Origin of the sequence: Mycolicibacterium nivoides (genome assembly GCF_003855255.1) — a bacterium.
Classification (GTDB): domain Bacteria; phylum Actinomycetota; class Actinomycetes; order Mycobacteriales; family Mycobacteriaceae; genus Mycobacterium; species Mycobacterium nivoides.
Genome location: NZ_CP034072.1, coordinates 1,603,723 through 1,629,203, shown reverse-complemented (window position 1 = coordinate 1,629,203; position 25,481 = coordinate 1,603,723). Strand labels below are relative to the sequence as shown.

Here is a 25,481-nt window from a genome sequence, read left to right as displayed (position 1 = left end):
CCGGTTTCACATTCGTCACAGCTGCGATATGTTCGCAACCGCACCCGACTGACGGAGTTCACGTGAAGAAGCTTGTTGCGCTCAGCGGCGGTCTGCTCGCCGCCGGTTCGATCGCCTTGTTGGCCTCAGGCACCGCCACCTCACAGCCGAGCGCGGCCTCGATCAACGTCGTCGGCGAGCCGTACATGAAGGCGCTGGCGATCCTGAAGAGCCAGGGCGTCAAGGCCACCTTCGGCGGCTCCTTCGGCAGCGCTCTGCCGCAGTCCGAGTGCCTGGTCGATTCCCAGAAGGTCAACTCCAGCGGCAAGATGATCCTGATGCTGGACTGCAGCGAGGCGGCGGCCGAGCAGGGTGCCGATGCGGCCGTGCCGGGCGGCCCCAGGGTGGGCAGCAACGGTGTGACGACGGTGACGCCGACGCCGGTGGTCCCGATCGCAGGAGCCCCGGGCGCGGGCACCCCGCCGCCGGCCTGATGCCGGCCCGGGTTCACCCAAAGGGGTAACCCGGTACCGCTGTTCCCACCTAAATCCGTACACTGCTGAGAGTCCACTCATCCCAGGGAGGCTCTCGATGTTGCGTCCGTTGCGGTTCGACAATGAGATCGACCCGGGCCCGGTACAGATCCAGGCCCGCAAAGTGCACTTCGATCTCGACGACATCCCGTTGCACTGGATTCCGGGCCATCCCGTGGCCTCGTCGATGGTGAATCTGTTCAACGTGGTGCTGCCCGTGGCCGAGCACTGGTTCGTCGCGACGTTCAACGAAGCGCTGCCGTACGTGCGCGATCCCAAGCTCGCCGATGACATGCGAGGCTTCATCGGCCAGGAAGCCACGCACGCCGAGACGCACGATCAGGTGCTCGACGAGTTCCTCACCACCCACGGAGTGGACTACAAGCCGGTCCTGTCCTTGGTGGAGCACGTGTTCACCAAGACGCTGGCACCATCGGACTCCCCCGATCCGCGCCGCAGGCTGGCGCACCTGTGCGACCGGTTGTGGCTCATCGCCGCGATCGAGCACTACACGGCGGTGCTGGGCGACTTCGTGCTGAACTGCGCGTGGGAGGACTACGACGCCGACGCGACAATGACCGACCTGTTCCGCTGGCACGGCGCCGAGGAGGTCGAGCACCGCAGCGTCGCCCACGACGTCGCGGTGTACTTCCAGGACAGCTATTTCAGCCGGGTGCGGGCGATGTCCATCGCCGCGACAGCGGTCTACCTGTTCTTCCAGCGCGGCTGCTGGGCGATGGTCAAGAGTGACCCGACCCTCGACATCGGCTGGTGGCGGATGAACAAGATGCGCATGCGTGATTCCAAGCTCGGACTGCTGCCGAAGTTCTCCCGTATGTTCGGCTCCAACACCCTGGCCTACTGCCGGCCTGGCTTCTCCCCCGAGGAGATGGGTTCGACGGCCCAGGCCGTCGCCTACCTGGCGAGCTCACCCGCGGCGCGGGCCGCACACCTGTGACGGGCGCCGGCATGCCGACGCTGTCACTGATATCCCGATACCGCCGGCTGCCACCGAGCATGTCGGGCCGTTTCCGGCATGATCCGATGCTCGGCGCCGCCGGCGCCGCCATCGCCACCATCTGGACGGTGGGCAGGCTGGTGCGGCGTTCCAGTCCGCCGCCCGAACTCGACCGCACGATCACGCTGACCGTGACGGACCGGCAGGTGGTGGCCCACGATCAGGACGTCATCGCGCTGACCCTGGCCGCCGCTGACGGCGGGACGCTGCCACCGTGGTATCCGGGTGCTCATATCGACCTGCACCTGGCCAGCGGCCGGGTACGGCAGTACTCGCTGTGCGGGGATCCCTCCGCGTCCGATCGTTATCGAATTGCGGTGCGGCGCATCCCCGGTGGTGGCGGCGGCTCCTTGGAGGTGCACGACAGCCTGCAGGTCGGCAGCCGGGTGAGCACGCACGGCCCGCGCAATGCGTTCGCCCTCACGGTGCCCGGATACGGGTCGCCCACCCAGCGGTTCCGCTTCATCGCAGGCGGAATCGGCATCACCCCGATCCTGCCGATGCTCGGGTTGGCGGCGCGGTTGGGCGTCGACTGGTCGATGGTCTACGCGGGGCGCAGCCGCGACAGCCTGCCGTTCCTTGATGAGCTCGCGCGGTTCGGCGACCGCATCGAGATCCGCACCGACGATGTCGACGGCCTGCCCACTGCCGAGGATCTTCTCGGCGGCTGCCCCGACGGCACCACGGTCTACGCCTGCGGCCCGGCCCCGATGCTGACCGGAATCCGGGCCGCGCTCACCGGCCGCGACGACGTCGAGTTGCATTTCGAAAGGTTCGCGGCGCCACCGGTTGTCGATGGTGCCGAGTTCTCGGTGACGATCGCCTCCACCGGCGACTCGGTGACCGTCGGAGCCGACGAGACCCTGCTCGCCGCATTGGGCCGGGCCGGGGTGAACGCCCCGTACTCATGCCAGCAAGGTTTCTGCGGCACCTGCCGGATCAGGGTGACCGACGGTACTGTGCAGCACCGCGATACGTTGTTGACCGACCCGGAGCGCGACGCGGGTTATCTGCTCACCTGCGTGTCGCGGGCCGAGGCCGGAGACCGGCTGACGCTCGACCTCTGAGCCCTCACCCGGCCTCCGGGTGACCCTCTCCGTAGCCGGCCAGTTCGGGTGCGGCCATCAGCTGGTCCAACAGCGGACGCTGCCCGTTCAGCAGCTTGGTACGGGCTACCGCCACCGAAACCCAAGCGACACGGTCGATTTCGGGGAACTCGACGAAGCGCCCCGACCCCTTGGGCAGCTCCACGCTGAACGTGTTGCTCACGGCCGTCGCCGGATCGAAGTCCCCGCGCACCGCGAACGCCGTGACCACCTTGCCTCCCGCCTGCCGCACCGGGTCGAGATCGATCCGCGGGCCGGTGGGCGGCGGTGCGCCGAGTTCCTCGGTGAACTCGCGTTGCGCCGCCGACCACGGGTCTTCCCCGTCGGCGTACTCACCCTTCGGTACCGACCATGCCCCGGCATCCTTACGGGCCCAGAACGGCCCGCCCGGGTGGGCGATCAGCACCTCCACATCGGTTCCGGCGAAGCGGTACAGCAGAACACCGGCGCTCAGCTTTGCCACGGCTTGCACGCTACGCGAGCGCCGGGCCACGACAACGCAGGTGATCCAGGACACTTTGCTGGATCTGCGTAACTCGGGTCACTTCAGCGTCGGTATCACGAACCCGCACGCGGCACCCGCCCGCCGGTTCCCGAGTGTGACGCAGCCCTCTGCATACCTTTTCGTGCAGCCGGAATTTTATTTGTGAACTGCTGGTTAACTCCTATGTAACACCTAAACGAACAAGCTACGGCGCCAACCGACATCTCCTACCGGTGCGTCGCATGCGGCACAACAGAACAAGAAAGAAGGCACCAAAGATGATGAGAATCGGATTTGCCACAGCACTGGTAGGCGCGGCAGCCGCAGCGGTGATCGGCCTGGCCGCACCCGCCCAAGCCGCTCCGACCGGACCGGGCAACGCCCAACAGACCATCAGCGAACTGCAGGCCCAGGGCTACAAGGTGGTCGTCAACCACGTCGGCTCCACCCCGCTGGACAAGGCGTCGGTGGTGGCGGTACGACCGGGGCAGACCTACACCCGGACAGATTCCGGTAACCCGGGCGACAACTTGCAGACCAACGTCGTCAACAAGACGGTTTACGTGGACGTGAAGTAAGCCCAAACTTATCGAAACATCAAGGAGGGGCGCCCTTTTCGGGCGCCCCTTCGACGTGTCTGGGTGCGGAGCCCGATCCCGTGCGCGCTAGAGTCCCCAGAGTGCGACGTTTCACCCGGTATGTCGCCCTGGGCGACAGCCAGACCGAAGGACTGTGGGATGGCGACGACACCGTCGGCCTGATGGGTTTTGCCGACCGGCTCGCGGTACGCCTCGACGGGCTCTACCCGGGGTTGGGGTATGCCAATCTCGCCATTCGCGGCCATCGCATCGGCGATGTGCTCCACACCCAGTTGCCCACCGCGCTGTCCATGCGGCCCGACCTGGTCACCGTGTGCATCGGGATGAACGATGTGACCCGGCCCGGGCGCTCGTTCACCCGGGCACTCGGCGATCTCGAGTACGTCTACCGCACCCTCGCGGATTCCGGGGCCACCGTCGTCACCACGACGTTCCCGGACATCACCCAGATCCTGCCGGTGGGCCGGTTGCTCGGGAAGCGGGTGATCCAGATCAACGACGCGGTCAACGGTGCCGCCGATCGCTACGGGTTCCACCTTGTCGATCTGTACTCGGCGCCTTCGATGCGCGAACCGGAGACCTGGAGTCCCGATCGGGTGCACGGGTCGGCGAAGGGACACCGCCTGTTCGCCGCGGCAGCCGCAGAGGCACTCGGATTGCCTGGCAGCAACCATGATTGGGCGCTGGCCACCGGTCGTGACCAGACCCAGTCGTTCCGGTCCCGGGCGTACTCACAGGTGCTGTGGACGCAGAACATGCTCATGCCGTGGCTGTGGCGTCACCTTCGCGGCCAGTCGGGCGGCACCGGCCGCTCGCCGCGCCGGCCCGATCTGATGTACCTGACCGCCTAACCGAAGCCGAGGATCGACCAGGCCAGGTCGGCCGGGCCGCCGGTCAGATTGCCCTCGCCGGCCTTGGCCACCATCGCGGGACAGAACGTCGAGATCGCGATCCCGGTGAACATCGTGGCCGGCCCCAGCGACATCCCGCCGGCATCGGCGACCTTGGCTGCCACATCGGCGGCGTTCTGACCCGGTTCGGCGAGCATCGGGCACACCGACTGCCCGAGCGCCACGGCCTGGGCCGGATCTGCCGCGCCCACGCCCGCCTGGCTCAGCGCGTCGACGAAAGTCCGGTCCACCGGATCGGCGTGGGCCGGCGCTGCGATGACGACAGCTGCGATCCCGATCACCACCGATGCCCCGGCACCCGCGAGCACTCGACTGGACCGGATCACGTTGCGCTGCATGGCTTGAATGGTACGGGCCGACGCCCGGCACCCCCGCCTCGGTGTCAGATCCCGCCCCACGCGGAGTCGAGCTCCTTGGCGACATCGATCACCTTGGCCTGCTCCGATTCCGGGCTGTCGATCTCACCGGCCACGTGCGCGGCGATGAACCGTTTGATCTCCGCGTCGACACCCGCCAGGATGCGCAACACCTCGGCACGCAGTGACTTCGAGGTGACGTGGATCGAGATGTCGGACGGGCGCGGTTTCTTGACGTCGAGGATCAGCAACAGCGGCTCGGCGGCCAACGCCGAGGCGCGCAGCGCGATTTCGCCGAACACCATGAACTTGGGCCGGTCGATGCGCAGGTCGATCACCATGTCGATCTCCAGCGGGATCCGGATGGAGAACGTGATGGTTTCGCCCACGATGCGGCTCACCCGGGGCTTCTGGATCTTGACCCGCGCGGTGACCTTGGCGATCTTGCCAGGCCCCTGGCCGATCGGACCCAGCTCGAACTCATCGCCGGCGATCGCCCCGATGGCGTCGCCGACCCGGTCCTCGGATACGGCCACCTCGAAGAACCGGCGACCGAATTCCTCGTAGGTGATGAAAGCGTGATCAGCCATGATCCTTCTACGGTCTCACGCCGGTATGTGGGGATGGTGCAGCCGGGCCTGTACGCGTGTTCATGCCGCGGTCATGTCGCGTCAGCGAAGTACCGCAATCGGGCGATCGCGCGCGGCCGGCTGCCCAGATCGACGATCACGACCGCCCGGCGGCCGTCGCGGTCCAGCCCGGCCACCAGGCTCGGGCCGGACGCGATCAGTTTGCGCCAGGACGCGCCCGAGGTGTGCTCCACCAGCCCGGACGCACTCAGCGGTCCGTCGTCGCCGGCGCAGATGACGGTGTCGGCGCCCAGCCGTCGTTGCACCGCCACCGCGTCACCGCGGCACAGGTCGTCGAGCAGCCCGGCGATCAGACGCTCGCCCTTGCGGCCCGCGCCACCCATTCCCTTGGCGAAACCGAGCGTGCCCGAAAGCCCCTGGTTACGCAGCAACGCCGCGCTCAGCCGCAGCCCGACCGGCACGGCGCCGAGTCCGGCCCGGGCGAATTGCCCGATCATCGCGGGCAGCTCCCAATAGGCCTGCAGTTCGTCGATTCGCGGTCCCTCCGTGCCGGGAGCGACGGCGTAGCGCAGGTACGCGGGGATCCGCATGGTGACCGACGGGCTCATGACGACTTCGAGCTCGAGATCGCGGATCACCGTGGACCCTGCGACGATGTCGACGTCGCGGTGGAAGGTGATGTCGCGCGGGGCGATGAAGGTGTTGTAGAACCGCTCGATCTGGGCGGCTCCGCGGTGTGGCCGCGAACCCACCGGGTCCTCGACCTTTCCGCCCGCAGCGAACAGTCCCACCCAACCCTGGCGGTCGTGTGCACCCGCTGCCTGCGGTGACAATTCGACGGTGGCTAACAGTTCGTCCCGTGTGAAGGCCATATGGTTCGTTTACCATCCCGCTCACCGCCGCATGCGAGCACACTGGTGTTTGACAGGTTGAGATTGCCCACAACCACCGAGGAGAGCGCCATGAGTGGCAGTGGACCGTTCGGATTCGACCCTGAGGACTTCGACCGCGTCGCCCGTGAGGCCGGCGAAGGGTTGCGCGATGCCATCGACGGGTTGAGCAAGTTCATCGCAAACCCCGGCCAGGCCACCGGGTGGGCCGGCCTGCTGGATGAGGTGACCCGCTTCTCCCGGCCCAGGACCGAGCCCGAGACCACCGGCGAGAAGGGCGACGGGGTGTGGGCCATCTACACCGTCGACGACGCCGGCGGCGCCCACATCGAGCAGGTCTATCCCAGCGAGCTCGAAGCCCTGCGGGCCAACGCGGGCAACACCGATCCGGTCCGGCGGGTGCGGTTCCTGCCCTACGGCATCGCGGTCAGCGTGCTCGACACCGATACCGGCGAGTAACAACGGCCCCAAATGTCGACTGCTCGCCTTGGCGACCAGCTAGGCTTCTGGCCCAAAGTCAAAGAACTGGCCAGCCTGATTCGACTGGCGGTCGGCAATGCTGAGGGTGGAACATGATTCGCGAACTCTTCGCCACGACGGCGGTCGCCGCGGCGGCACTGGCAACAGCGATCTCGGCTGCGCCGGGTGCGATGGCCGACGACGGCAGCAACATGTATCCCGACAATCCGGGCCGCTACCCCACCGATGTCCCGGGGATGAGCTACGAGGCGTCCAACGGCGCACCCTGCTACAGCTGGGAACGCAACGTGTTCGGCCGTGGGCCGGGCGGCACGGCGATGCAGTGCAAGTGGATTCCCAACCAGTGGCCGCCCGTCTACACCGGCTTCTGGACCTACGCCTACCCGTTGAACGGCGTGCAGGAGATCGGGTCGCCGTGTCCGGGGCCGCAAGAGGCCGCTCAGTCGCCTGACGGCCGGCCGATGCTGTGCCTCGGACCGCAGGGCTGGCAGCCGGGGATTCTGACCGGAGACGGCTTCTTCCCGGTCTGAGGCGCGGGTCACATCCCCTAGGCCATACAGCCAAGTGGTCCATGTATGGTCGTGGAGCCCGAATCCGCGCACACCAGGAGTGCCATGAGCGCTGACGTGAAGTTCGACCTGTCCACAGTGTTCTCCACGGTGGCCAAAGCCGTGCCCGATCAAACCTTCCTGGTGTGGCGGGACCGCCGTTTCAGCTACGCCGACTTCGACGCGCGCGTCGACGGATTCGCCCACTACCTGGTGTCGGCCGGTCTCGGCACGCACGCCGAGCGCGACGGGCTGGCCGGACACGAATCAGGTCAGGACCACCTTGGCATCTACCTGCGCAACGGCAACGAGTACCTCGAGTCGATGATCGGCAGCTACCGCGCCCGGGTGGCACCGTTCAACGTCAGCTACCGCTACGTCGAGGAGGAACTCCTCTACCTGCTGAAGGATTCGAACGCCCGGGCGGTGATCTACAACGCCGAGTTCGCGCCCCGGGTGGCCGCGATCCGCGACCAGCTGCCGAATCTGCAGGTGCTCATCCAGGTCGCCGACGAATCGGGCAACGAGCTCCTGCCGGGTGCCGTCGATTACGAGACGATCCTGAAAACCCCTGCGCCCCCAGCAGGGATGCCGACTCCGTCGGGCGATGACCTGTACGTCCTCTACACCGGCGGAACCACCGGCATGCCCAAGGGCGTGCTGTGGCGCCAGCACGACATCTTCCTGTCCTCGATGGGTGGCCGGCCGTTCGGCAGCGACACCTTCATCGCGTCGTACGAGGAACTCGCCGAGCGGGCCGCCACCGCCGGCGGCGGGCTGTCGCTGCTGATGATCCCGCCGTTCATGCACGGTGCCGCGCAGTGGGCCGCCTACAACGCCATCACCATGGGCGGGAAGCTCGTCATCCCCGACGATGTGGTGAAGATGCGCCCGGACAACGTGTTGGAGCTGGCCGCACGCGAACGGGTGCTCAGCATCCCGGTGGTCGGCGATGCGATCGCCCGACCGTTGATCGACGAGATCGAGAAGGGCGACTACGACCTGTCGGGTCTGTTCACGATCACCAACGGCGGCGCGCCGCTGTCCCCGACCGTGCGTGAGCGCATCCTGGCCGCGCTGCCGCATCTGATGTTGCTCGATGCCGTGGGTTCCTCGGAGTCGGGCACCCAGATGAGCACCGCTTCCACCGCAGGCACCGATTCCGAGGCAGCCACCTTCAACGCCCAGTCCGACACAGCTGTGGTGGCCGAGGATCTGTCCCGGGTGCTCGGCCCCGGCGAGAGCGGCGGCTGGCTGGCGCGGCGCGATCTGATCCCGCTCGGCTACCTGGGCGACGAGGCCAAGACCGCACGCACCTTCCCCACCATCGAGGGGGTCCGCTGGGCGGTTCCGGGTGACCGGGCAAATGTCTTGGAAGACGGGCGTATTCAGCTGCTGGGCCGGGATTCGGTCACCATCAACTCCGGCGGCGAGAAGATCTTCGTCGAAGAGGTCGAGCGGGCCGTCGCCGCGCACCCCGCCGTCTACGACGTGGTCGTGGTCGGCCGCCCGTCGGAGCGCTGGGGCAACGAGGTCGTGGCGGTCGTGCAGTTCGCCGAGGGCGCCTCGGCCACCGACGAGGATCTCGCGGCGGTGTGTGAGCGCTCGATCGCGCGCTACAAGATCCCGAAGGCGTTCGTCCGGTCCCCGCAGATCGTGCGCTCCCCTGCCGGCAAGGCCGACTACCGCTGGGCGAAGACGGTGGCCACCGAGCACGCTGAGGCGGTCGCCACCTCGTAGCCCGACGAGCCCCCTTTTTTCGCGCGAGCAGACGCGTATGTACCCCGAATCCGCGATTTCCGGGTACATACGCGTCTGCTCGCGGAAAAACGTTGGGCCTCAGTTCAGGCCGCGAACAGCTTTCCGATGGCCGCCAGCATCGTGGCGTGGGCAGCAACCGCCTGCTTCACGGTGATCGCCAGCAACGGCCTGGGCGCGGCGATGGTCAACTCCTCGGTGATCCGGGTTCCGGTCCCGGTGGCCGCGAAGTCCACCCGGCTGTCCAGCCTCACCTGCGGGAACTGCCGGGCCTGCGCGGTCACCGGACCCACGGCGGGAACGATGAGCCGGGCCCGGTAGGTGATCGGGAGCGCCAACGGCCCCAACGGTATTCGATCGCGCACCTGATAGTCCTGCCGATACCCGTCGGCCAGGTCCACCCGGGACGTGCTGCGCACCCACTGCACGAGCGGGTGCACCTGCGAGATGTTGTCCAGGTCGACGTAGAAGGCCCGCACCTGCTCGGGCGGTGCGGGCACCTCACCGCCGACGCGGCGCCGGGCCTGTCCGATCCAGATGTTCACGGTGCTCAGTTCACCACAAGGCGCAGTTTCTCCCAGCCACGTACCGTCGAGGTCGGCGCCAGTTGGGCACTGTCGTAGTCGATCTCCCACTCGGGGAAGCGGTTGAGCAGCTCATCGAGTGCGACGCGGCCCTCCAGCCGGGCCAGGTTGGCGCCCAGACAGTAGTGCAGCCCCTTGCCGAAGGTGAGGTGGCTGATGTTGTCGCGGTGAATGTCGAAGGTATCGGGGTTGCGGTAGCGACGCGGGTCGCGGTTGGCGGCACCGAACAGCAGCAGCACCGCACTGCCGGCCGGTACCGTTGTGCCGTCGTACTCGAAATCCCTTGCCACCCATCGCGCTACGTGCGGGCCGGTGGGTTCGAAGCGGAGTGTCTCATCGACCGCGCGGGTCAGCAGTGAGCGATCATCGGCCACCTCGCGACGCTGGTCGGGGTGTTCGGCAAGCACTTTCGCCAGCCAGCCGATGAGCCGGCCGGTGGTCTCGTTGCCCGCCCCGGCCACCACCTGCGTGTAGTGCAGGACTTCTTTGCGGTCAAGCTTGCGGGTGACTCCGAATTCGTCGGTGAATTCGACGTTGAGCAGGGCCGTCATCAGGTCGTCGGACGGGTTGTTGGCCCGCCACTCGACGTAGTCGGCGTAGATCCGGCCGTCGGCGATACGGTCGGCCTGCACGACCTTCATCGGCGCGCCGGGCTTGGTGCGCAGATTGGCGTCGTTGGCGTCACGAACCCCGATCTGCTCGGATTCCGGTATGCCGAGCAGCATTCCGATCACCCGCATCGGCATCATCGACGCCAGTTCGGCGATGATGTCGAATCCGTCCGAGCCGACCAGCGGGTCCAGACAGCGCACACAGAACTGCCGGATCTGATCCTCGATCTCGGCCATGCGCCGCGGGGTGAACACCCGCGACATCAGTCCGCGCAGCAGGGTGTGCATGGGCGGGTCCTCGAACATCATCACGCCGGGCGGCATGTCGAAGTCGGACTTGACCAGTTCGAGGATGTCGCTTCGGCTGTTGGAGAAGGTTTCCCAGTCCGACAACGCCTTTTCGACATCGGCGTGCCGGGACAACGCCCAGAAGTCGTAGCGCTCGTTGTAGTAGATCGGCGCCTCGTCGCGCAGGCGGGTGTACACCGGATACGGATCGGCGACGATGCCGACGTCGTACGGGTCGTAGTAGACGGTCATTTCAAGCAGCTACCGGCGTCGACGGGCAACGTGACCCCGGTGATGTAACGGGCTTCGTCCGACGCCAGGAACAGGACCGCATGGCTGATGTCCTCGGGTGTGACCCACGGGATAGGCAGCATGTGGAAGGTCTGGCAGATCGGCGCCAGATCGTCCGGTCCCGGATTCGCCAGATCGGGCCGGAACATGCGATAGGTCTTCTCGTTCATCAACATCGGGCTGTTGACGTGGGTCGGGTGCACGGAGTTCACCCGGATCGAATGGTGGCCCAGTTCGACCGCGAAGCTGCGCATCAGGCCGACCACGCCGTGCTTGGCCGCGACATAGTGCCCCGTGAACGGGTAAGCCTTCGACCCTGCCACCGAGCTGGTCAGGATGATCGAGCCGCCGCGTCGGCCAGCGAGCATATGGGGCACACCGGCTTTCACCGTCTTCCACACCCCACTGAGGTTGACGTCGATCATCTCCTGCCAGAGGTCCTCGTCCATCCGGTCCAGCTTCACCCCGGTGGTGCCGATACCCGCGTTGGCCGCGATGATGTCGAGCCGGCCCAGCTGTTCGACGCCGCTGTCGACCGCTGCCTTGAGTGCGCTGAAATCGCGCACGTCCACCTCGGCGGTGACGATGCGCCGCCCGAGGTTCTTGACCAGATCGGCGGTCTCGGCGAGGTCCTCGGCCGTCGCACCCGATGCCGGGGACCGGTCGAAGGTCGCGCAGATGTCCACGGCGATGATGTCGGCGCCCTCGGCGGCCAGCCGCACGGCATGGCTGCGTCCCTGCCCGCGTGCCGCCCCGGTGATCAGCGCGACCTTGCCGTCGACCCGTCCTGTCATTGCCCACCTTCGTCGCCAGGGCAGGTGCCGCCACACTGCCGATATTGGGCGATCGCCCAATAATTACACTCAGGCCATGTCTAGCAGCCGCTGCCGCGCGTGGTCAAGGGTGCGATGAGTACGCAAAAGGCGCCTTCCGGACGCGATTCGACGACCCGCCGGGCGCTGATCCGGGCCACCGCCCAGGTCATGCTCGAAGAGGGGTACGCCGCGGCGACGTCGCGGCGGGTCGCCGCGCAGGCCGGGGTCAAACCCGCACTCGTGCACTACTACTTCCCCAGCATGGACGACCTGTTCGTGGCGGTGCTGCAGGCCGGCGCCGAGACGAACCTGAGCACCCAGCAGGAGGCCTTCGCCGAGGACTCCCCGCTGCATGCGCTGTGGGAACTCAACAGCGCGCAAGGTGCGGCGCTGTGGATGGAATTCATGGCGCTGGCCAACCACCGCAAGGCCATCCGCAGCGAGATCGCCGGCTACGCCGACCGGTTCCGCGACCTTGAGGAGTCCGCAATGGCCTCGGCGCTGCAGGCCCACGGCGTCGACACCGACGAATTCCCACCCGTGGTGATGTCGATGATCGTGGCGAGCCTGGCGCGCATCCTGGTGCTGGAGCAGGGCCTGGGCATCAGCCGCGGCCATACCCAGGCGCAGGATTTCGTGCGGCGATATCTGGACCGGTTCGAACTCCCCCCGGGTGGCCCGGCATGACCCTGCTGCATGAGTTGATCTCGGCGGCGGCGGCCGGTGCGCCTCAGCGCCGGGCCGTGGTGACCGACGACGGCACCACCGCCACTTTTGCCGAGTTCGACCGCCAGATCCGCGGTGTCGCAGGCTGGGTGGCCGCCCGGACCGCTCCTGGTGACCGGGTGGCCGTCGTCGCCGACAACAGCGCCGCCTACGCCCAGCTGTATTACGCCGTGCCGCGCAGTGCACGCGTACTGACGCTGATCAACCAGCGTCTCAGCCCGGCCGAGCAGGCCGCGCAGTTGGTCACCGCCGCGCCCTCCCTGTTGCTCGGCGACGAGCGTTATCTGTCGGCCCTGGCCGGCGCCGGGGCTCCCGTCGAGCAGGCAATCGCGTTCGAAGACGAGCAGTGGCGGACCGCCCCCGCGGCCGATCTCCCCTGCCCTGACGTCACGAACCCGGACGATCCGGCCTGGCTGCTGTTCACCAGCGGGTCCACCGGTGTACCGAAAGCTGTTGCGCACAGCCATCGTTCGATTCTTACGGCGGTCTGGGGCTCGGTCGAGGGCCGCTCCGTGCCGCCCGGCGGGGTGTACCTGCTGCCGTTCCCGATGTGTCACATCGCCGGATACAACATACTGGTCCAGCATGCGGTGGCGGCCACGGTCGTCCTGTGCGCACAGTTCCGCCCGGAGGGTTTCGCACAGCTCGTCCGCACGCACGGAGTGACCTCGTGTTCGCTGGCGCCGACCATGCTGCACTCGCTGCTCGGCCATCTGGACCACACCGGGACCGGCCTGCCCAGCCTCACGGCGATCGCCTACGGATCGGCCGCGATGCCGCTGGATCTGCTGCGCCGCGCGATCGAGATGCTCGGCGTGGACTTTCACCAGGGGTACGGGATGACCGAAACCGGTGGGAATATCACGTTTCTCGGCCCCGACGACCACCGCGCCGGAGCGGCGGACCGACCCGAGCTGCTCACCAGTGCCGGCTATCCGCACCGGGACGTCGAGATCGGAATCGCCGCGCCGTCCGGGGATCTACTGCCGTCCGGGCAGGTCGGTGAGATCGTGGTGCGCGGCGCGCAGGTGACGCCCGGCTACTGGCCCGGCGGTGTCACTACCGAGAACGGTTGGCTGCACACCGGGGACATGGGCCGCACCGACCCCGACGGTCGGTTGTTCGTCGTCGACCGGCTCAAGGACATCATCGTCACCGGCGGCGAGAACGTGTCCTCCCGTGAAGTGGAGGACGTTTTGTCCGGCCACCCAGCGGTGGACCAGGTGGCCGTGGTCGCGGTACCCGATGACTACTGGGGCGAGGCGGTGTGCGCGGTGGTCGTCCCGGTGCCGGGACTCCGGCCGACCGCCGAAGAACTCGTCGACCACGTCCGGACAGAGATCGCGGGTTTCAAGCGACCGCGGGTGGTGCTGTTCACCGAGGGGCTACCGCTGACCGGCAACGGGAAGGTCGCGAAGGACCAGGTTCGCGCCTTCGCTCGCGCTGCCGTCGACCGCGGCGGTACCCAGGACGCGTAACAGATCGGGCTTCATCCTCGTGCCCGCTCCGATCGTCATCGCTGCCCCATCTCTGGCGCACTGTCACTCGGTAACGGTCGCGGCCTACCCCTCGAACGGCCCCGACACAGCGGACAATACGCCCGGTACGCGTGTTTTCCAGGTTTTCCGAGAAATGCGCGGCAAATTTAATGGCGCGTCAACACAATCGCCGTTCACGGGCCTGCAACAGTGCTAGCGTTCCGCGTTATCCGAGAGCGTATAGGGGGCCCCAAATTGACTGCCACCGAACCTGTCTGGAGCAAGCCGGCCGCGATGGCCATCCCGCCCGAAGGCTATTTCGAACTCGAGCCGGGCCGGTACGGGCCCACCTACCCGAGAACCCCTGCCTGCCACGGCTTTTCCATCATCGCGAAGGTAAAAGAAGGCCGCGAAGATGCGGTGCGGGCATACGGAAAACAGATCGAGGAGGCGATCGCGGCCAGCCCGGAGGTGCTGGCGCCGCTGCGGCTGCATTATTTGCGTTGGGTACTTTTCGACGTCGGCTCGGGACTGCATTTCCAATATCAGGGCATCTTCGACACCGACTTCGACAAGTACACCGAGGACGCGGTGCAATTGTTCAGTGCCACCGGCATCACCACCGTCTTCACCAATCTGGAGGGGTTCCCCGAGGACTGGAAGGAGAACCCCCAGGCATTCATCGAGTTCGTCCGGGCCCACCAGGTCCCGAGTTTCCTGGAGTACGGCGAGTACCCGTACGTGACCGCCGACGAGATCAAGAAAGCACTGCGGCTCAAGGCCGCCTTCTCCACCATGCTCGACCAGATGCAGTAGCGGCCGTGCTCGAGTTCGACGAGATCCAGCACATCCTGCTGACTCGCACCCCGGCCATCACCGGGCGCTACGAGTTCCTGACCTTCGACACCCCGGAGGGCGGCCGGGCGTGGCTCTCCGAGCTGCTGGACAAGGTGGCCTCGGCCACCGAGGCGGTATCCACCATGGACGAATCCGACCGCTGGGTCACGTTGGCGTTCACCTGGACCGGACTGCGGGCACTCGGTGTCGGCGAGGAGTCGCTGGCGACCTTCCCGGCCGCGTTCCGGGAGGGCATGGCGCAGCGTGCCACGATCCTCGGGGACACCGGTGAGGCCGCACCCGAACACTGGTTGGGCGGTCTTGCCGGTGAGGATCTTCATGCGATCGCGATCCTGTTCTCACGCACCGAAGAGCAGTGCCGGCGCTCCATCGAGGAGCACGACAAACTGCTCGACAGAACCGCCGGCGTGCGCAGCCTGTCCTATCTGGACCTGAACGCGACGCCGCCGTTCAACTACGCACACGATCACTTCGGATTCCGCGACCGGTTGTCCCAGCCGGTGATGAAGGGTTCCGGGGAAGAGCCGACACCGGGATCGGGCGACCCGCTCGAGCCCGGCGAATTCATCCTCGGCTATCCCGACGAGGACGGGTCTATACCGAATCTTCCTCAACCGGAGGTACTTTCGCGCAACGGCAGCTATATGGCCTACCGCCGGCTAGAGGAACACGTCACGCTGTTCCGGGAGTACGTTCGCCAGCGGTCGGATACGCCGGAAGCCGAGGAACTACTGGCGGCGAAGTTCATGGGCCGGTGGCGCAGCGGCGCTCCCCTGGTGCTGGCACCCGACCACGACGATCCCGAGCTCGGCGCGGATCCCCTGCGCAACAACGATTTCAACTACAAGGAGATGGACCCCTTCGGCTACGCCTGCCCCCTGGGGTCGCACGCGCGCCGGCTCAACCCCCGCGACACCGCGCACTACATGAACCGGCGGCGGATGATCCGGCGCGGCGCCACCTACGGTCCGGCCCTACCGGACGACGCACCCGACGACGGAGCGGACCGGGGTATCGCGGCGTTCATCATCTGCGCCGACCTGGTGCGCCAGTTCGAGTTCGCCCAGAACGTCTGGATCAACGACAAGACGTTCCACGAGCTGGGCAACGAGCACGACCCCATTTGCGGCACGCAGGACGGAACCCTGGACTTCACCGTCCCCAAGCGGCCGATACGTAAGGTACACAAGGGGATTCCAGCTTTCACCACACTTCGGGGTGGTGCGTATTTCTTCCTGCCGGGCATGTCGGGACTGCGCTATCTGGCCACCGGTGAAGGAGAGGCGGCCTCATGACCGGTGCCCGCACGTACAACCAGACGCACATTCCCCGCCCTCACGACGGGCACCGCCGGATCAGCATCTACTGGACCTGGAGCTACCCCTGGGAAGCCCAACGCGATCCGGCGGCCATGGAGAACCGGTTCTCCACCATGACCGAAGTCCGCAACGTGCTGTGGCCGGCATACGAGACGCCCGAATACGATGCCGCCTCCTTCCTGCAGGGCATCGCCGGCACGCTGGAGTTGTTCCACCGTTCGACGCTGGCCTTCCAGGAATTGGCAGGTGAGGTCACTGGGCATCCGGTGGCCGTGTTCCAGCGGATCGATCAGGCCGGCTACCGGCTCCCCATCGACGAGCGGGTTCTCGATGACTGCGACACCTTGATGGTGTTCGGCCTCGACCACATCCTGTCGGAACAAGAGGCCGACCCGGCCGAGATCGCGGCGATCCGGCGTTGGCTACAGCGCGAGGGCACCTGCCTGCTGCTGGCGCCGCACCACGACGTCGGTGACACTGACGACTTCGGCCGGCGCCAGGTCGAGTACCTGCATCACGGAGATCCGCTGGTACCACGGCAACAGCGCTTCGGCCAGTACACCCGCTCGCTGATGGCCGCGCTCGACGTCCCGGTGCACAACGTGTGGGGGCTGCGTCCGGCCGTCGTCGAGGGCACCACCGAGATCGCACCGCTGACGGCACTGCGCGATCTGGACTCCCCTGGATTGCTCGCCGACGTCAGCACCTTCAATTTCCATCCGCACCTGCCGCACTACGAACTGACGGCACCGGAAAGCGACGCCCTGCGGGTGCTGGGACGCCAGCTCGTCGACCCCACCCGGCCGCATCCGTTCACCGAGGCGGGCAACGCCGAGTTCAACGCGCTGATCTGGATGCCCCCGGCGTCCGGCCGGGCCGGCGATATCGTCCTGGTCGATTCCACCAACTTCACGACGTTGTTCGGCGGCACCGGCAGTCTGAGGCATTTCTGGAACAACCTGGCGACGATGGGTTGACCCCGCGCTACGGCATCGCGGCGAGCAGCCATCCGCTGATGGGATCAGGTGGAGGTACGGGGGCCGGCGCGGGGGCCGTCAGAGGCGCGGGGGCCAGTGCTGGGGCGGGTACCGACAAGGCAGTGGGGGCCGACGTGGGGCCCGGCGACGGATCGGCCGCGATGTGGGCTTCGGCTGCAGGCAGCTGCGGCTGGACAGCCGGCAGGTGCGCGGCGGGGACTCCGGCCGGCTGCTGCGTCGGTATGTTCGACGCGACCGGCGCCTGCGCCGGGACTGCCATCTGAACCACTGGAACCGTTTGGGGCCCAGCGGTTTGCACCACGGATACCGGCTGGGCGAGTTGCACGGGAGCAACCGGCTCGGCGGGCGTCACGTGTGCGGCCACGACCGGTTCCGCCGGTTGCTCGACCGGTGCCCGTTCGGCCCGCTCGGCGACCTGCACCTGGACGGGCTCCTCGGTGGGCAGCATCGGCACCGCACGTTCCGACAGTCGGGGTGCGGCGACGGTGACCAGCCGCGGAGCCGGGGCCGCCGCGGTGATGTCCCCCTCGTCGCCGGCCGGGACCGGTGCGGGTGCGGTGAACTGTGAGCCGACCGTCAGCATGCCCGCCGCAACCGTCGCCGCGGCGGCGGCCACCACCCGTGCCGCCCGGTTTTTGCACGGGGCCGGCGGGCGGTAGCGGGGCAGTCTGGATGTGGCGGCGACCGCGTTGGTCGCGACAGCTCGTGCGGCGGCCTGGGCGTCGCGCACCTGAGCCTCGTCCTCGTCCAGGTCGTCGGCGCCGGTCTGCCCGGCAACCACGCGCACGTCGTCGAACCCCGCGGCGGCAAGAAGATCGAGAAGTTCGGCCAACTCGTCGCTGGTATCGGCACCGTCGGGCCCGTGCCAGGTCACACCGATCGCGGCCACGTCCTGGCCGCTGGTCGCCGCGATGGCCTGTGCACTGCGGGCAGCGGCAGCGACGCGGTCGGCCAGCTGATCGGAGGCGTCGACCTCGAAAGCGTCGTCATCGAGCGCGGTGACATCCGTCGAGCGGCCGTCGACCAGCGCCCAGGCGATGCCGTGCGAAGTCACCGACAGCCCCAGCACTGTCTTCACCCCTGCGACCTCGATTCCCCTCGGCTGACACCCGACCGCGACGAGCGTAAGTCGCCCCGGCCGCATCGGCATCTCGGAGGAGAGATCGGTAACCGCCTGGGCACCGAGAATTCATCTGGGTCAGGTCGCTGGCTCTCCGGCCACACCGGCGGTCAGCAGCCGGTGTGCTGCCGGGTCGCCGTTGAGCAGGCGGCTGGAACGCCGGCTGATCTGCCATCGCCCGTCTATGCGGGCCAGCTCGAAGTGATTGGCCGTTGCCCGCCACACCCCATACTCGCTGGACCCGTCGTCGGGGGTCTCGCGGCGGACCAGCACCAGCGACTCACACACGGCCACCGCGGTGTCGCCGTCGACGGTGACCACGGCGGGGCCGAGAAAGTGACTGCATCCCGTGGCCACCAGGGCGCGGTGGGATGTCGAGCTGACCATCGCGTGGACGTCTGCCCGGCCGGCCATCGCCCAGCCCTCGACCTCATAGCGACCGTCGGTCGCCCACAGCGCGGCGGTCCCGTCGGCGTCCGCGGCATCCACCAGCGGGCCGTAGGACGCGATCAACCGGGCGATGTCGCGTTCGTCCTCGAGTCGGCGCAGCCGCGCCTCGAGCGCAGCGAGCTCGGATGTCATTGCGGCGCCCGCTGATTGATCAGGTTGCGGATCGCGGCGTCGGACTTGAGCACAACCTGCGCCCGGTCCGGCGCACTGTTCATCTCGGCGCGTTTGGCGTTGCCGCCCGCCACGTGCACCGGCCCCGCACCGAGGTGATCCAGCCCCTCCCGCGCGACCTCGGCCGGATCGTTGATCCGCATGCCCGGTGCCTCGAAGTTCAGGCCGGCGCGTTCCATCGCCGGGGTACGGGTCACACCGAGCACCAGCTCCAGCACGTCGACGTTGTATTCGCGCAACTCCAGCCACAGGCTCTCGGCGAACAGCCGGCCGTACGCCTTCACCCCGCCGTAGACGGTGTGCCGCATCGACCCCGCGTAGCCCGCCAGTGAACCCACCAGCAGGATTCCGCCCCGGCCTCGTGCGGCCATCGGCCTGCCGAAGTGCTGAACCAACTCCATCATCCTGGTGATATTGAGGTCGACGACCTTCTGGAAATCGGCCAGCGGCGCATCCAGGAAGCGTTCGCTGCAGGTGTTGGCCCCGGCGTTGTAGATCAGCAGGCCGATCTCCAGGTCGGCAGTCGCCTCGGCGATCTGCGCGGTCGACGCATCGTCCACCAGATCGACCGCCACGGCGCGCACCTGCACGCCCAGGTCCCGGCAGCGCTGCGCGGTGACCTCCAGCGGACCGGCTTTCCGCGCCAGCAGGACCAGGTTGAACCCGTCCTCGGCGAGCATCCGGGCGAACTCCGCGCCGACCCCCTCGGAGCCGCCGGCGATTACGGCCCACGGCCCGTATTTGGCAAGGTCGGTCATGTCTCGGATGCTATCTTTGGCCGCCGGACCGGCCCACGATCGGGCCGCAAGGAGGCGATCATCGGCACATACGCGGTTACCGGGTCCGCATCCGGCATGGGACTGCAGGCCGCCGAACGGCTGCGAGAACTCGGGCACACCGTGGTCGGCGTGGACGTCACGTCCGGCGATGTGGTGGCCGATCTGTCCACCCCGCAGGGGCGCCGGGCAGCGGCCGATGGCGTGTTGGCAGCGTGCGGCGGGGTGCTCGATGGGGCCGTGCTGGCCGCCGGGCTGGGTCCCGGATCCGGCGCTGACCGGAACCGATTGATCGCCGAGGTCAACTTCCTCGGCGTGGTGGAGCTGCTGGATGCCTTGCGCCCGGCACTGGCCGCCGCGGACCGCGCCAAAGTCGTTGTGATCGCCAGTAATTCGACGACAACCGTACCGGTCGTTCCGCGCCGGACCATTCGGGCGCTGTTGGCGCGTGACACCGACAAGGCGGTGCGCTCGTTGCGGCTGCTGGGCCGCAACGGGTCGGCCATCATGTACGCGGCCTCCAAGATCGCGGTCAGCCGCTGGCTGCGGATCAATGCGGTCACCGCAGCGTGGGCCGGTGCAGGGATCCGGCTCAACGCACTGGCTCCGGGGGCGATCCTGACGCCGTTGCTCGAGGCCCAACTCGCGGATCCGCGCGAGGGCCGCGCCGTACGGTCGTTCCCGGTGCCCATCGGTGGCTACGGCGACGCCGGCCATCTGGCCGACTGGATCTGCTTCATGCTGTCGGACTCGGCCGATTTCCTCTGCGGCAGTGTGGTGTTCGTCGACGGAGGCTCCGACGCCTTCTTCCGTCCCCGGGATTGGCCGAAGTCCGTGCCGGTACGGCGTCTGCCGCAGTACCTGTGGCGGTTCGCGCGCGGCGTCCGGCATGGGTGAGACCGGCCAGGCGCCATTGACCACCCTGCCGTCCGCAGCCGCCGACGGGCACGGGCCGCGGCGGGCGTGGGCGGCGGTCGCACTGTTGACCCTGGTCGGAACCCTCAACTACGTCGACCGGTTCCTGCCTGCGGTGCTGGCCGAGCCCATCAAGCACGACCTCGCCCTGTCGGACACCGCGATCGGGGTGATCAACGGGTTCGGCTTCCTCATCGTGTACGCGGTGCTCGGCATCGCGGTGGCGCGAATCGCCGACCGCGGAACGTATGGCGCGGTCGTCGCGGCCTGCCTGACGCTGTGGGGCACCATGACCATGCTCGGTGGTGCCGTGCAGTCCGGCTTTCAGCTCGCCCTCACCAGGGTGGGCGTTGCGGTGGGTGAGGCCGGGAGCACCCCGGCCGCTCATGCGTACGTGGCCCGCAACTTCGCCCCGCAGCATCGCGCGGCACCGCTGGCGGTGCTCACCTTCGCCATCCCCCTGGCCAGCGGCGCCAGCCTGATCGGCGGCGGACTGTTGGCCGACAACCTCGGCTGGCGAACGGCTTTCGTGGTGATGGGTGTGATCAGCGTGGTGTTCGCCCCGCTGGTGCTGCTGCTGGTCGGGGTCCGCCAGTCGCTGCCGGTGACGGCGCCCGCGGAACCGGGCACGCAGGTCAAGTGGTGGGCCCTGCTGCGCAAGCGCAGCTTCCTGTCACTTGTCGGCGGCACCGCGTTCATCGCGGCCGCCGGGTACTCGCTGACCACGTTCACCCCGGCTTTCCTGATGCGGACCCGGTCCATGACGCTCAGTGAGGTCGGGTGGGAGTACGGCCTGGCCACCGGGGTGGCCGGAGTCCTGGGGCTTTTGATCGTGGGCCGGCTGGCGGATCGGCTGGCCGCGCGCGATCCGCGCTGGCTGTTGTGGATCGTGGTGCTGACCACGGCCCTGCTGCTGCCGGCCTCGGTGCTGGCGTTCACGGTCGAGAGTCGGGTGGCATGCGTGTGGTTCCTGGCGCTGAGCTACATCATCGGCACGTCGTACATGGCCCCGTCGATCGCAGCCATTCAACGTCTGGTGCTACCCGGTCAACGGGCGACCGCCTCGGCGATCTTCTTGTTCTTCAATGCCACCCTGGGGGCCGTCGGGCCGTTCGTCACCGGCCTGATCAGTGACACGCTGACCCCTGATCTCGGCGCACACGCGCTGGGCCGGGCGCTGCTGATCCTGGTGCCGACGCTGCAGCTGATGGCCATGGGTTGCTATCTGATGGGGACGCGCTGGTACCGCGGCGACATCGTCGAGGCAGATTTCTAGATCGAGGTCGATCGACCTAGCCGGTGACCGATTCTGCCGCGCGCTCACGGCGGCGGGTTGCGCCCCAGAGTCCCACCGCGATGCCGACCACGGCTCCCCCGAGGCCGATGACCTGCTGCGACCGTGGCAGCTGGTCGTGTACCGCCATCCCGCCGAGCAGGTCGGCGGCATCAGCCCCGCCGGAGGCCAGGAACCAACCGCGGGTGTCCCTGCCCCGCAGACCCGCCGCCAGCAGCAGGCCGCCGATCAGCGCATCGCGATAGCCCATCGACCGCCACATCAACTGCGCGGTCGCGTCTGGTGTTTCCCGTCCGCCCCACAACCGGTCGGCCCGCTTCGGGTCGACGAGAAACGAGACGCCCGACGCGAATCGGATGGCACCGGCGGCCAGCGCGGCCCGGTCGATCGACATGGCGTGCAGCCTAGGCGGCGAGCGGAATCGACAAGCCCGTTATCTGCGAATCCGGCCCGGTGTCAGGCGTTCTTGCTCTTATTCGGATCGATGACCGTCGGCGGTCCGTCGGGATGCAGCGCACCGCCTTCGTTGAGCCAGTCGGCAATCTCTGCGGCATCTTCGCGCGTGACCGGCCGACGCCTACTGAACAGCGATTTCACCTTCTTGGTCAGCTTCGGCATGCCCCGATCGTAGGGGCGAACGCAGGCGGCGGCCACGGGTTGGCGAAGTCGGCGAAACCGCTTGTCAAACTGGCTGAAATACACAGCTTTTCGAGATTGTCCGCAAGCAGGTGGCATCGGTGCTGCCGGCCATCGCGGCGATTTTTCCGCATCCGGTCCCTTTCATCGCCTACGCCGCGATAATCGAGGAAGCCGAGCTCGTAGAGGAGCAAACCCATGGCCACCATCGAAGCCAACGCAGAGACGTCACCGTTCACGAAGGATGTCGAGGCCACCCAGGCCTACATCGACAGCCCTCGGTTCGCGGGCATCACCCGGCTGTATTCGGCGCGTCAGGTCGCCGAGCAACGCGGCACGATCCCATCGGACTATCCGGTGGCCCGTGAGGCCGCCACGGAGTTCTTTCTCTACCTTCGAGACCTGTTCGCGCAGAAGCTGAGCATCACCACCTTCGGGCCGTACTCGCCTGGCCAGGCGGTGGTGATGAAACGGATGGGGATCAGGGGAATCTACCTCGGTGGATGGGCCACCTCGGCCAAGGGCTCGATCAGTGAGGATCCCGGGCCCGACCTGGCCAGCTACCCGTTGAGTCAGGTGCCTGATGAAGCAGCCGGGCTGGTGCGGGCGCTGCTCACCGCTGACCGCAACCAGCAGTATCTGCGGCTGCGGATGACCCCCGAACAGCGCGCGGCCACCCCGGCGGTCGACTACCGGCCGTTCATCATCGCCGACGCCGACACCGGTCACGGTGGCGATCCGCATGTGCGCAACCTGATCCGCCGCTTCGTCGAGTCCGGGGTGCCGGGCTATCACATCGAAGATCAGCGTCCCGGCACCAAGAAATGCGGACACCAGGGCGGCAAGGTGTTGGTGCCCTCGGATGAGCAGATCAAACGGCTCAACACCGCGCGATTCCAGCTGGACATCATGCGCGTGCCCGGCATCATCGTCGCGCGCACCGACGCCGAGGCGGCCAATCTGATCGACAGCCGCGCCGATGAGCGTGATCAACCATTCCTGCTGGGGGCTACGAACCTCTCGGTGCCGACGTACAAGTCGTGTTTCCTGGCAATGGTGCGCCGGTTCTACGACCTCGGTGTCACCGAACTCAACGGCCACCTGCTGTACGCGCTGCCTACCGGCGAGTACGCGACCGCCGAGGCCTGGCTGGAACGCCAGGGCCTCACGAGCACCATCGCCGACGCCGTCAAGGGCCACACCGGCGGCTCGGTGGATGCCCTCTTCGACAAGGTCGAGTCGGCATTCGTCGAGGCGTGGCAGGCCGACGCCGGTCTGAACACCTACGGCGAGGCGGTTGCCGAGCTTCTGGAATTCCGGGAACGCGAGGGCGAGCCCGCCGCGATGAGCGCCGCCGACTGGCGCGCCTTCGCTGCCCGGGCGTCGCTGTACACGGCGCAGGAGAAAGCCCACGAGCTGGGCGCCGACGTGGCCTGGGACTGCGAGCGGGTCAAGACCCCCGAGGGCTATTACCAGGTGCGCGGCGGTATCCCGTATGCGATTGCGAAGTCGCTGGCGGCCGCACCGTTCGCCGACATCCTGTGGATGGAGACCAAGACCGCCGACCTGGCCGATGCCAAGCAGTTCGCCGATGCCATCCACGCCGAGTTCCCCGACCAGATGCTGGCCTACAACCTGTCACCGTCGTTCAACTGGGACACCACCGGCATGACCGACGACGAAATGCGGGCCTTCCCCGCGGAACTCGGCAAGATGGGGTTCGTCTTCAACTTCATCACCTACGGCGGCCATCAGGTCGACGGCGTGGCGTGCGAGGAATTCGCGACGTCCCTGCAGCAGGAGGGCATGCTGGCGCTGGCCCGGCTGCAACGCAAGATGCGGTTGGTCGAATCTCCTTATCGCACACCGCAAACCCTGGTGGGCGGGCCTCGCAGCGATGCCGCCCTGGCCGCCTCTTCGGGCCGCACCGCCACCACCAAGGCGATGGGCGCAGGCTCCACGCAACACCAACATCTGGTGCAGACCGAGGTGCCCAAGAAGCTGCTCGAGGAGTGGCTGGCGCTGTGGAGCGATTACTACAAGATCGGTGAAAATCTGCGCGTGCAGCTTCGGCCGCGCCGCGCAGGGTCGGACGTGCTCGACCTCGGCATCTACGGTGATGGCGAGGAGCCGCTGGCCAACGTCGTCGTCGACCCGATCAAGGACCGGCACGGCCGCAACATTCTCACGGTGCGCGACCAGAACACCTTCGCCGAGAAGCTGCGCAAGAAGCGCCTGATGGATCTGATCCATGTGTGGCTGATCCACCGGTTCAAGCCGGAGATCGTCTACTACGTGACGCCGACCGAGGACAACGTCTATCAGACCGAGAAGATGAAGGCGCACGGCATCTTCAGCGATGTGTACCAGGAGGTCGGTGAGATCATCGTCGCCGATGTGAACCAGGCCCGCATCGATGAACTGCTGGCACCCGATCGTGAGGCACTGGGACGGTTGATCCGCAAGGAGGACTGAGGTTTTCGCCGGAAATTCGTACCGCGTCACTGACGCATGTGCGATGCGCAGCCGATGCACGTGTGCTCATTCGGCGGCGGCACGTGGACCGCAGGGTTGATCGCCACCCGGCCGTGGAATCCGATGCACAGTTGACAACGGACCCGTGCTGCCCAAATTGAGGACCAACGTCCCTATTGGCAGCCGCCAAGGCGGCACATACTGACCACAGCCACATTCGTTCAGGAGGGCAGCAGACATGACCGAAGCACCCCAACCCCACACGGACGAATCTGTAAGCCGGCCCAACCGGCTCGGTCAGGCTGCCGCCGTGGTGGGCATCATCGCCGGGATCCTCTTCATCGTTGCCGTCATCTTCTTCAGCGGACTGATGATCGGTGCGGGCCAGGGCTATCACCACGGCGGTTACCGTGGCATGTCCGAT

The 25,481-nt window shown here is 67.4% G+C and carries 28 protein-coding genes and 1 pseudogene; 17 read left to right on the top strand and 12 right to left on the bottom strand.

Going from position 1 to position 25,481, the window contains the following annotated elements:
* Window positions 1-62 precede the first annotated feature (62 nt).
* The 3 genes from EH231_RS07765 to EH231_RS07755 all read left to right on the top strand — a co-directional run bounded on the left by EH231_RS07765 (window position 63) and on the right by EH231_RS07755 (window position 2,597).
* Window positions 63-473: a hypothetical protein gene (locus EH231_RS07765; RefSeq protein ID WP_090433127.1), complete on the top strand. Its 411-nt coding sequence runs from the start codon at window positions 63-65 to the stop codon at window positions 471-473.
* A 97-nt stretch (window positions 474-570) separates the two neighbouring features.
* Entirely contained in the window at window positions 571-1,470 is a 900-nt protein-coding gene (locus EH231_RS07760) for a metal-dependent hydrolase (protein WP_124712187.1), read from the top strand.
* Between the two features lie 11 nt (window positions 1,471-1,481).
* Window positions 1,482-2,597: a PDR/VanB family oxidoreductase gene (locus tag EH231_RS07755; RefSeq protein WP_205263817.1), complete on the top strand. Its 1,116-nt coding sequence runs from the start codon at window positions 1,482-1,484 to the stop codon at window positions 2,595-2,597.
* Between the two features lie 4 nt (window positions 2,598-2,601).
* On the opposite strand, the gene EH231_RS07750 is transcribed toward EH231_RS07755, so the two are convergent.
* On the bottom strand, window positions 2,602-3,099 hold the full coding sequence (locus EH231_RS07750; protein ID WP_044519593.1) for an NUDIX hydrolase: 498 nt from the start codon (window positions 3,097-3,099) through the stop codon (window positions 2,602-2,604).
* A gap of 299 nt (window positions 3,100-3,398) precedes the next feature.
* Here EH231_RS07750 and EH231_RS07745 point away from each other — a divergent pair, with 299 nt between their 5' ends.
* Together EH231_RS07745 and EH231_RS07740 are read left to right on the top strand one after the other, a co-directional pair.
* Window positions 3,399-3,698 (top strand): hypothetical protein, encoded by a 300-nt coding sequence (locus tag EH231_RS07745; protein WP_090433123.1) that lies wholly within the window; start codon window positions 3,399-3,401, stop codon window positions 3,696-3,698.
* Between the two features lie 101 nt (window positions 3,699-3,799).
* Entirely contained in the window at window positions 3,800-4,570 is a 771-nt protein-coding gene (locus tag EH231_RS07740) for an SGNH/GDSL hydrolase family protein (RefSeq protein ID WP_090433121.1), read from the top strand.
* Here the strand turns inward: EH231_RS07740 and EH231_RS07735 are convergent.
* From EH231_RS07735 to EH231_RS07725, 3 genes are all read right to left on the bottom strand, one after another.
* Window positions 4,567-4,968 carry a DUF732 domain-containing protein gene (locus tag EH231_RS07735; RefSeq protein WP_090433118.1) on the bottom strand — a complete coding sequence of 134 codons (402 nt, stop codon included), beginning with the start codon at window positions 4,966-4,968 and terminating at the stop codon, window positions 4,567-4,569. The two genes, EH231_RS07740 and EH231_RS07735, sit on opposite strands and share 4 nt — an antisense overlap.
* A 44-nt stretch (window positions 4,969-5,012) precedes the next feature.
* Window positions 5,013-5,576 carry a hypothetical protein gene (locus tag EH231_RS07730; protein ID WP_090433116.1) on the bottom strand — a complete coding sequence of 188 codons (564 nt, stop codon included), beginning with the start codon at window positions 5,574-5,576 and terminating at the stop codon, window positions 5,013-5,015.
* A gap of 71 nt (window positions 5,577-5,647) precedes the next feature.
* The gene (locus tag EH231_RS07725) at window positions 5,648-6,448 is read right to left on the bottom strand and encodes a ketosteroid isomerase family protein (protein WP_124712186.1); all 801 of its coding nucleotides are present in this window, start codon (window positions 6,446-6,448) and stop codon (window positions 5,648-5,650) included.
* Between the two features lie 90 nt (window positions 6,449-6,538).
* Here EH231_RS07725 and EH231_RS07720 point away from each other — a divergent pair, with 90 nt between their 5' ends.
* The 3 genes from EH231_RS07720 (at window position 6,539) to EH231_RS07710 (ending at window position 9,234) form a co-directional block, all read left to right on the top strand.
* On the top strand, window positions 6,539-6,925 hold the full coding sequence (locus EH231_RS07720; protein ID WP_090433112.1) for an Rv0313 family protein: 387 nt from the start codon (window positions 6,539-6,541) through the stop codon (window positions 6,923-6,925).
* Between the two features lie 113 nt (window positions 6,926-7,038).
* Window positions 7,039-7,476: a hypothetical protein gene (locus EH231_RS07715; protein WP_044518856.1), complete on the top strand. Its 438-nt coding sequence runs from the start codon at window positions 7,039-7,041 to the stop codon at window positions 7,474-7,476.
* Window positions 7,477-7,560: 84 nt separating this feature from the next.
* Window positions 7,561-9,234, top strand: a complete 1,674-nt coding sequence (locus tag EH231_RS07710; RefSeq protein WP_124712185.1) for an acyl-CoA synthetase — start codon at window positions 7,561-7,563, stop codon at window positions 9,232-9,234.
* Between the two features lie 104 nt (window positions 9,235-9,338).
* Here EH231_RS07710 and EH231_RS07705 read toward each other — a convergent pair whose 3' ends face one another.
* The 3 genes from EH231_RS07705 to EH231_RS07695 are packed head-to-tail and all read right to left on the bottom strand — an operon-like array spanning window position 9,339 to window position 11,820.
* Window positions 9,339-9,797, bottom strand: coding sequence for an SRPBCC family protein (locus EH231_RS07705; protein ID WP_090433110.1), 459 nt, complete (start codon window positions 9,795-9,797; stop codon window positions 9,339-9,341).
* Window positions 9,798-9,802: 5 nt separating this feature from the next.
* Window positions 9,803-10,987, bottom strand: coding sequence for a cytochrome P450 (locus EH231_RS07700; protein ID WP_090433108.1), 1,185 nt, complete (start codon window positions 10,985-10,987; stop codon window positions 9,803-9,805).
* Window positions 10,984-11,820, bottom strand: coding sequence for a mycofactocin-coupled SDR family oxidoreductase (locus tag EH231_RS07695; protein ID WP_124712184.1), 837 nt, complete (start codon window positions 11,818-11,820; stop codon window positions 10,984-10,986). Before EH231_RS07695 ends, EH231_RS07700 begins: the two co-directional genes overlap by 4 nt.
* A gap of 114 nt (window positions 11,821-11,934) precedes the next feature.
* On the opposite strand from EH231_RS07695, the gene EH231_RS07690 reads away from it, so the two are divergent.
* The 5 genes from EH231_RS07690 (at window position 11,935) to EH231_RS07670 (ending at window position 17,199) form a co-directional block, all read left to right on the top strand.
* The gene (locus EH231_RS07690; RefSeq protein ID WP_124712183.1) at window positions 11,935-12,528 is read left to right on the top strand and encodes a TetR/AcrR family transcriptional regulator; all 594 of its coding nucleotides are present in this window, start codon (window positions 11,935-11,937) and stop codon (window positions 12,526-12,528) included.
* Window positions 12,525-14,045: an AMP-binding protein gene (locus tag EH231_RS07685; RefSeq protein WP_124712182.1), complete on the top strand. Its 1,521-nt coding sequence runs from the start codon at window positions 12,525-12,527 to the stop codon at window positions 14,043-14,045. Before EH231_RS07690 ends, EH231_RS07685 begins: the two co-directional genes overlap by 4 nt.
* A 255-nt stretch (window positions 14,046-14,300) precedes the next feature.
* Window positions 14,301-14,861, top strand: a complete 561-nt coding sequence (locus tag EH231_RS07680; protein ID WP_170856469.1) for a hypothetical protein — start codon at window positions 14,301-14,303, stop codon at window positions 14,859-14,861.
* A gap of 5 nt (window positions 14,862-14,866) precedes the next feature.
* Window positions 14,867-16,198 (top strand): Dyp-type peroxidase, encoded by a 1,332-nt coding sequence (locus EH231_RS07675; RefSeq protein WP_124712181.1) that lies wholly within the window; start codon window positions 14,867-14,869, stop codon window positions 16,196-16,198.
* Window positions 16,195-17,199 carry a hypothetical protein gene (locus EH231_RS07670; protein WP_124712180.1) on the top strand — a complete coding sequence of 335 codons (1,005 nt, stop codon included), beginning with the start codon at window positions 16,195-16,197 and terminating at the stop codon, window positions 17,197-17,199. The genes EH231_RS07675 and EH231_RS07670 overlap by 4 nt, the downstream gene beginning before the upstream one ends.
* Before the next feature lie 7 nt (window positions 17,200-17,206).
* Here EH231_RS07670 and EH231_RS07665 read toward each other — a convergent pair whose 3' ends face one another.
* The 3 genes from EH231_RS07665 to EH231_RS07655 all read right to left on the bottom strand — a co-directional run bounded on the left by EH231_RS07665 (window position 17,207) and on the right by EH231_RS07655 (window position 19,719).
* Window positions 17,207-18,298: a DUF7159 family protein gene (locus EH231_RS07665; RefSeq protein WP_090433096.1), complete on the bottom strand. Its 1,092-nt coding sequence runs from the start codon at window positions 18,296-18,298 to the stop codon at window positions 17,207-17,209.
* A 120-nt stretch (window positions 18,299-18,418) separates the two neighbouring features.
* On the bottom strand, window positions 18,419-18,922 hold the full coding sequence (locus EH231_RS07660; RefSeq protein WP_090433095.1) for a nuclear transport factor 2 family protein: 504 nt from the start codon (window positions 18,920-18,922) through the stop codon (window positions 18,419-18,421).
* Entirely contained in the window at window positions 18,919-19,719 is an 801-nt protein-coding gene (locus EH231_RS07655; RefSeq protein WP_090433381.1) for an SDR family NAD(P)-dependent oxidoreductase, read from the bottom strand. The genes EH231_RS07660 and EH231_RS07655 overlap by 4 nt, the downstream gene beginning before the upstream one ends.
* A 60-nt stretch (window positions 19,720-19,779) precedes the next feature.
* On the opposite strand from EH231_RS07655, the gene EH231_RS07650 reads away from it, so the two are divergent.
* Together EH231_RS07650 and EH231_RS07645 are read left to right on the top strand one after the other, a co-directional pair.
* Window positions 19,780-20,634 (top strand): SDR family oxidoreductase, encoded by an 855-nt coding sequence (locus EH231_RS07650; protein ID WP_170856471.1) that lies wholly within the window; start codon window positions 19,780-19,782, stop codon window positions 20,632-20,634.
* Complete coding sequence (locus EH231_RS07645) at window positions 20,627-21,928, top strand: spinster family MFS transporter (RefSeq protein WP_090433091.1); 1,302 nt, start codon at window positions 20,627-20,629, stop codon at window positions 21,926-21,928. Before EH231_RS07650 ends, EH231_RS07645 begins: the two co-directional genes overlap by 8 nt.
* Before the next feature lie 16 nt (window positions 21,929-21,944).
* On the opposite strand, the gene EH231_RS07640 is transcribed toward EH231_RS07645, so the two are convergent.
* On the bottom strand, window positions 21,945-22,340 hold the full coding sequence (locus EH231_RS07640) for a DUF4267 domain-containing protein (RefSeq protein WP_090433089.1): 396 nt from the start codon (window positions 22,338-22,340) through the stop codon (window positions 21,945-21,947).
* A 62-nt stretch (window positions 22,341-22,402) separates the two neighbouring features.
* Complete coding sequence (locus tag EH231_RS33770; protein ID WP_164480804.1) at window positions 22,403-22,564, bottom strand: hypothetical protein; 162 nt, start codon at window positions 22,562-22,564, stop codon at window positions 22,403-22,405.
* 216 nt (window positions 22,565-22,780) lie between these two features.
* Between EH231_RS33770 and aceA the strand changes: the two genes are divergently transcribed.
* Complete coding sequence (aceA, locus tag EH231_RS07635) at window positions 22,781-25,057, top strand: isocitrate lyase ICL2 (protein ID WP_124712179.1); 2,277 nt, start codon at window positions 22,781-22,783, stop codon at window positions 25,055-25,057.
* A gap of 238 nt (window positions 25,058-25,295) precedes the next feature.
* Window positions 25,296-25,481 (top strand): annotated as a pseudogene (locus EH231_RS33765) (hypothetical protein); the annotation flags it as partial.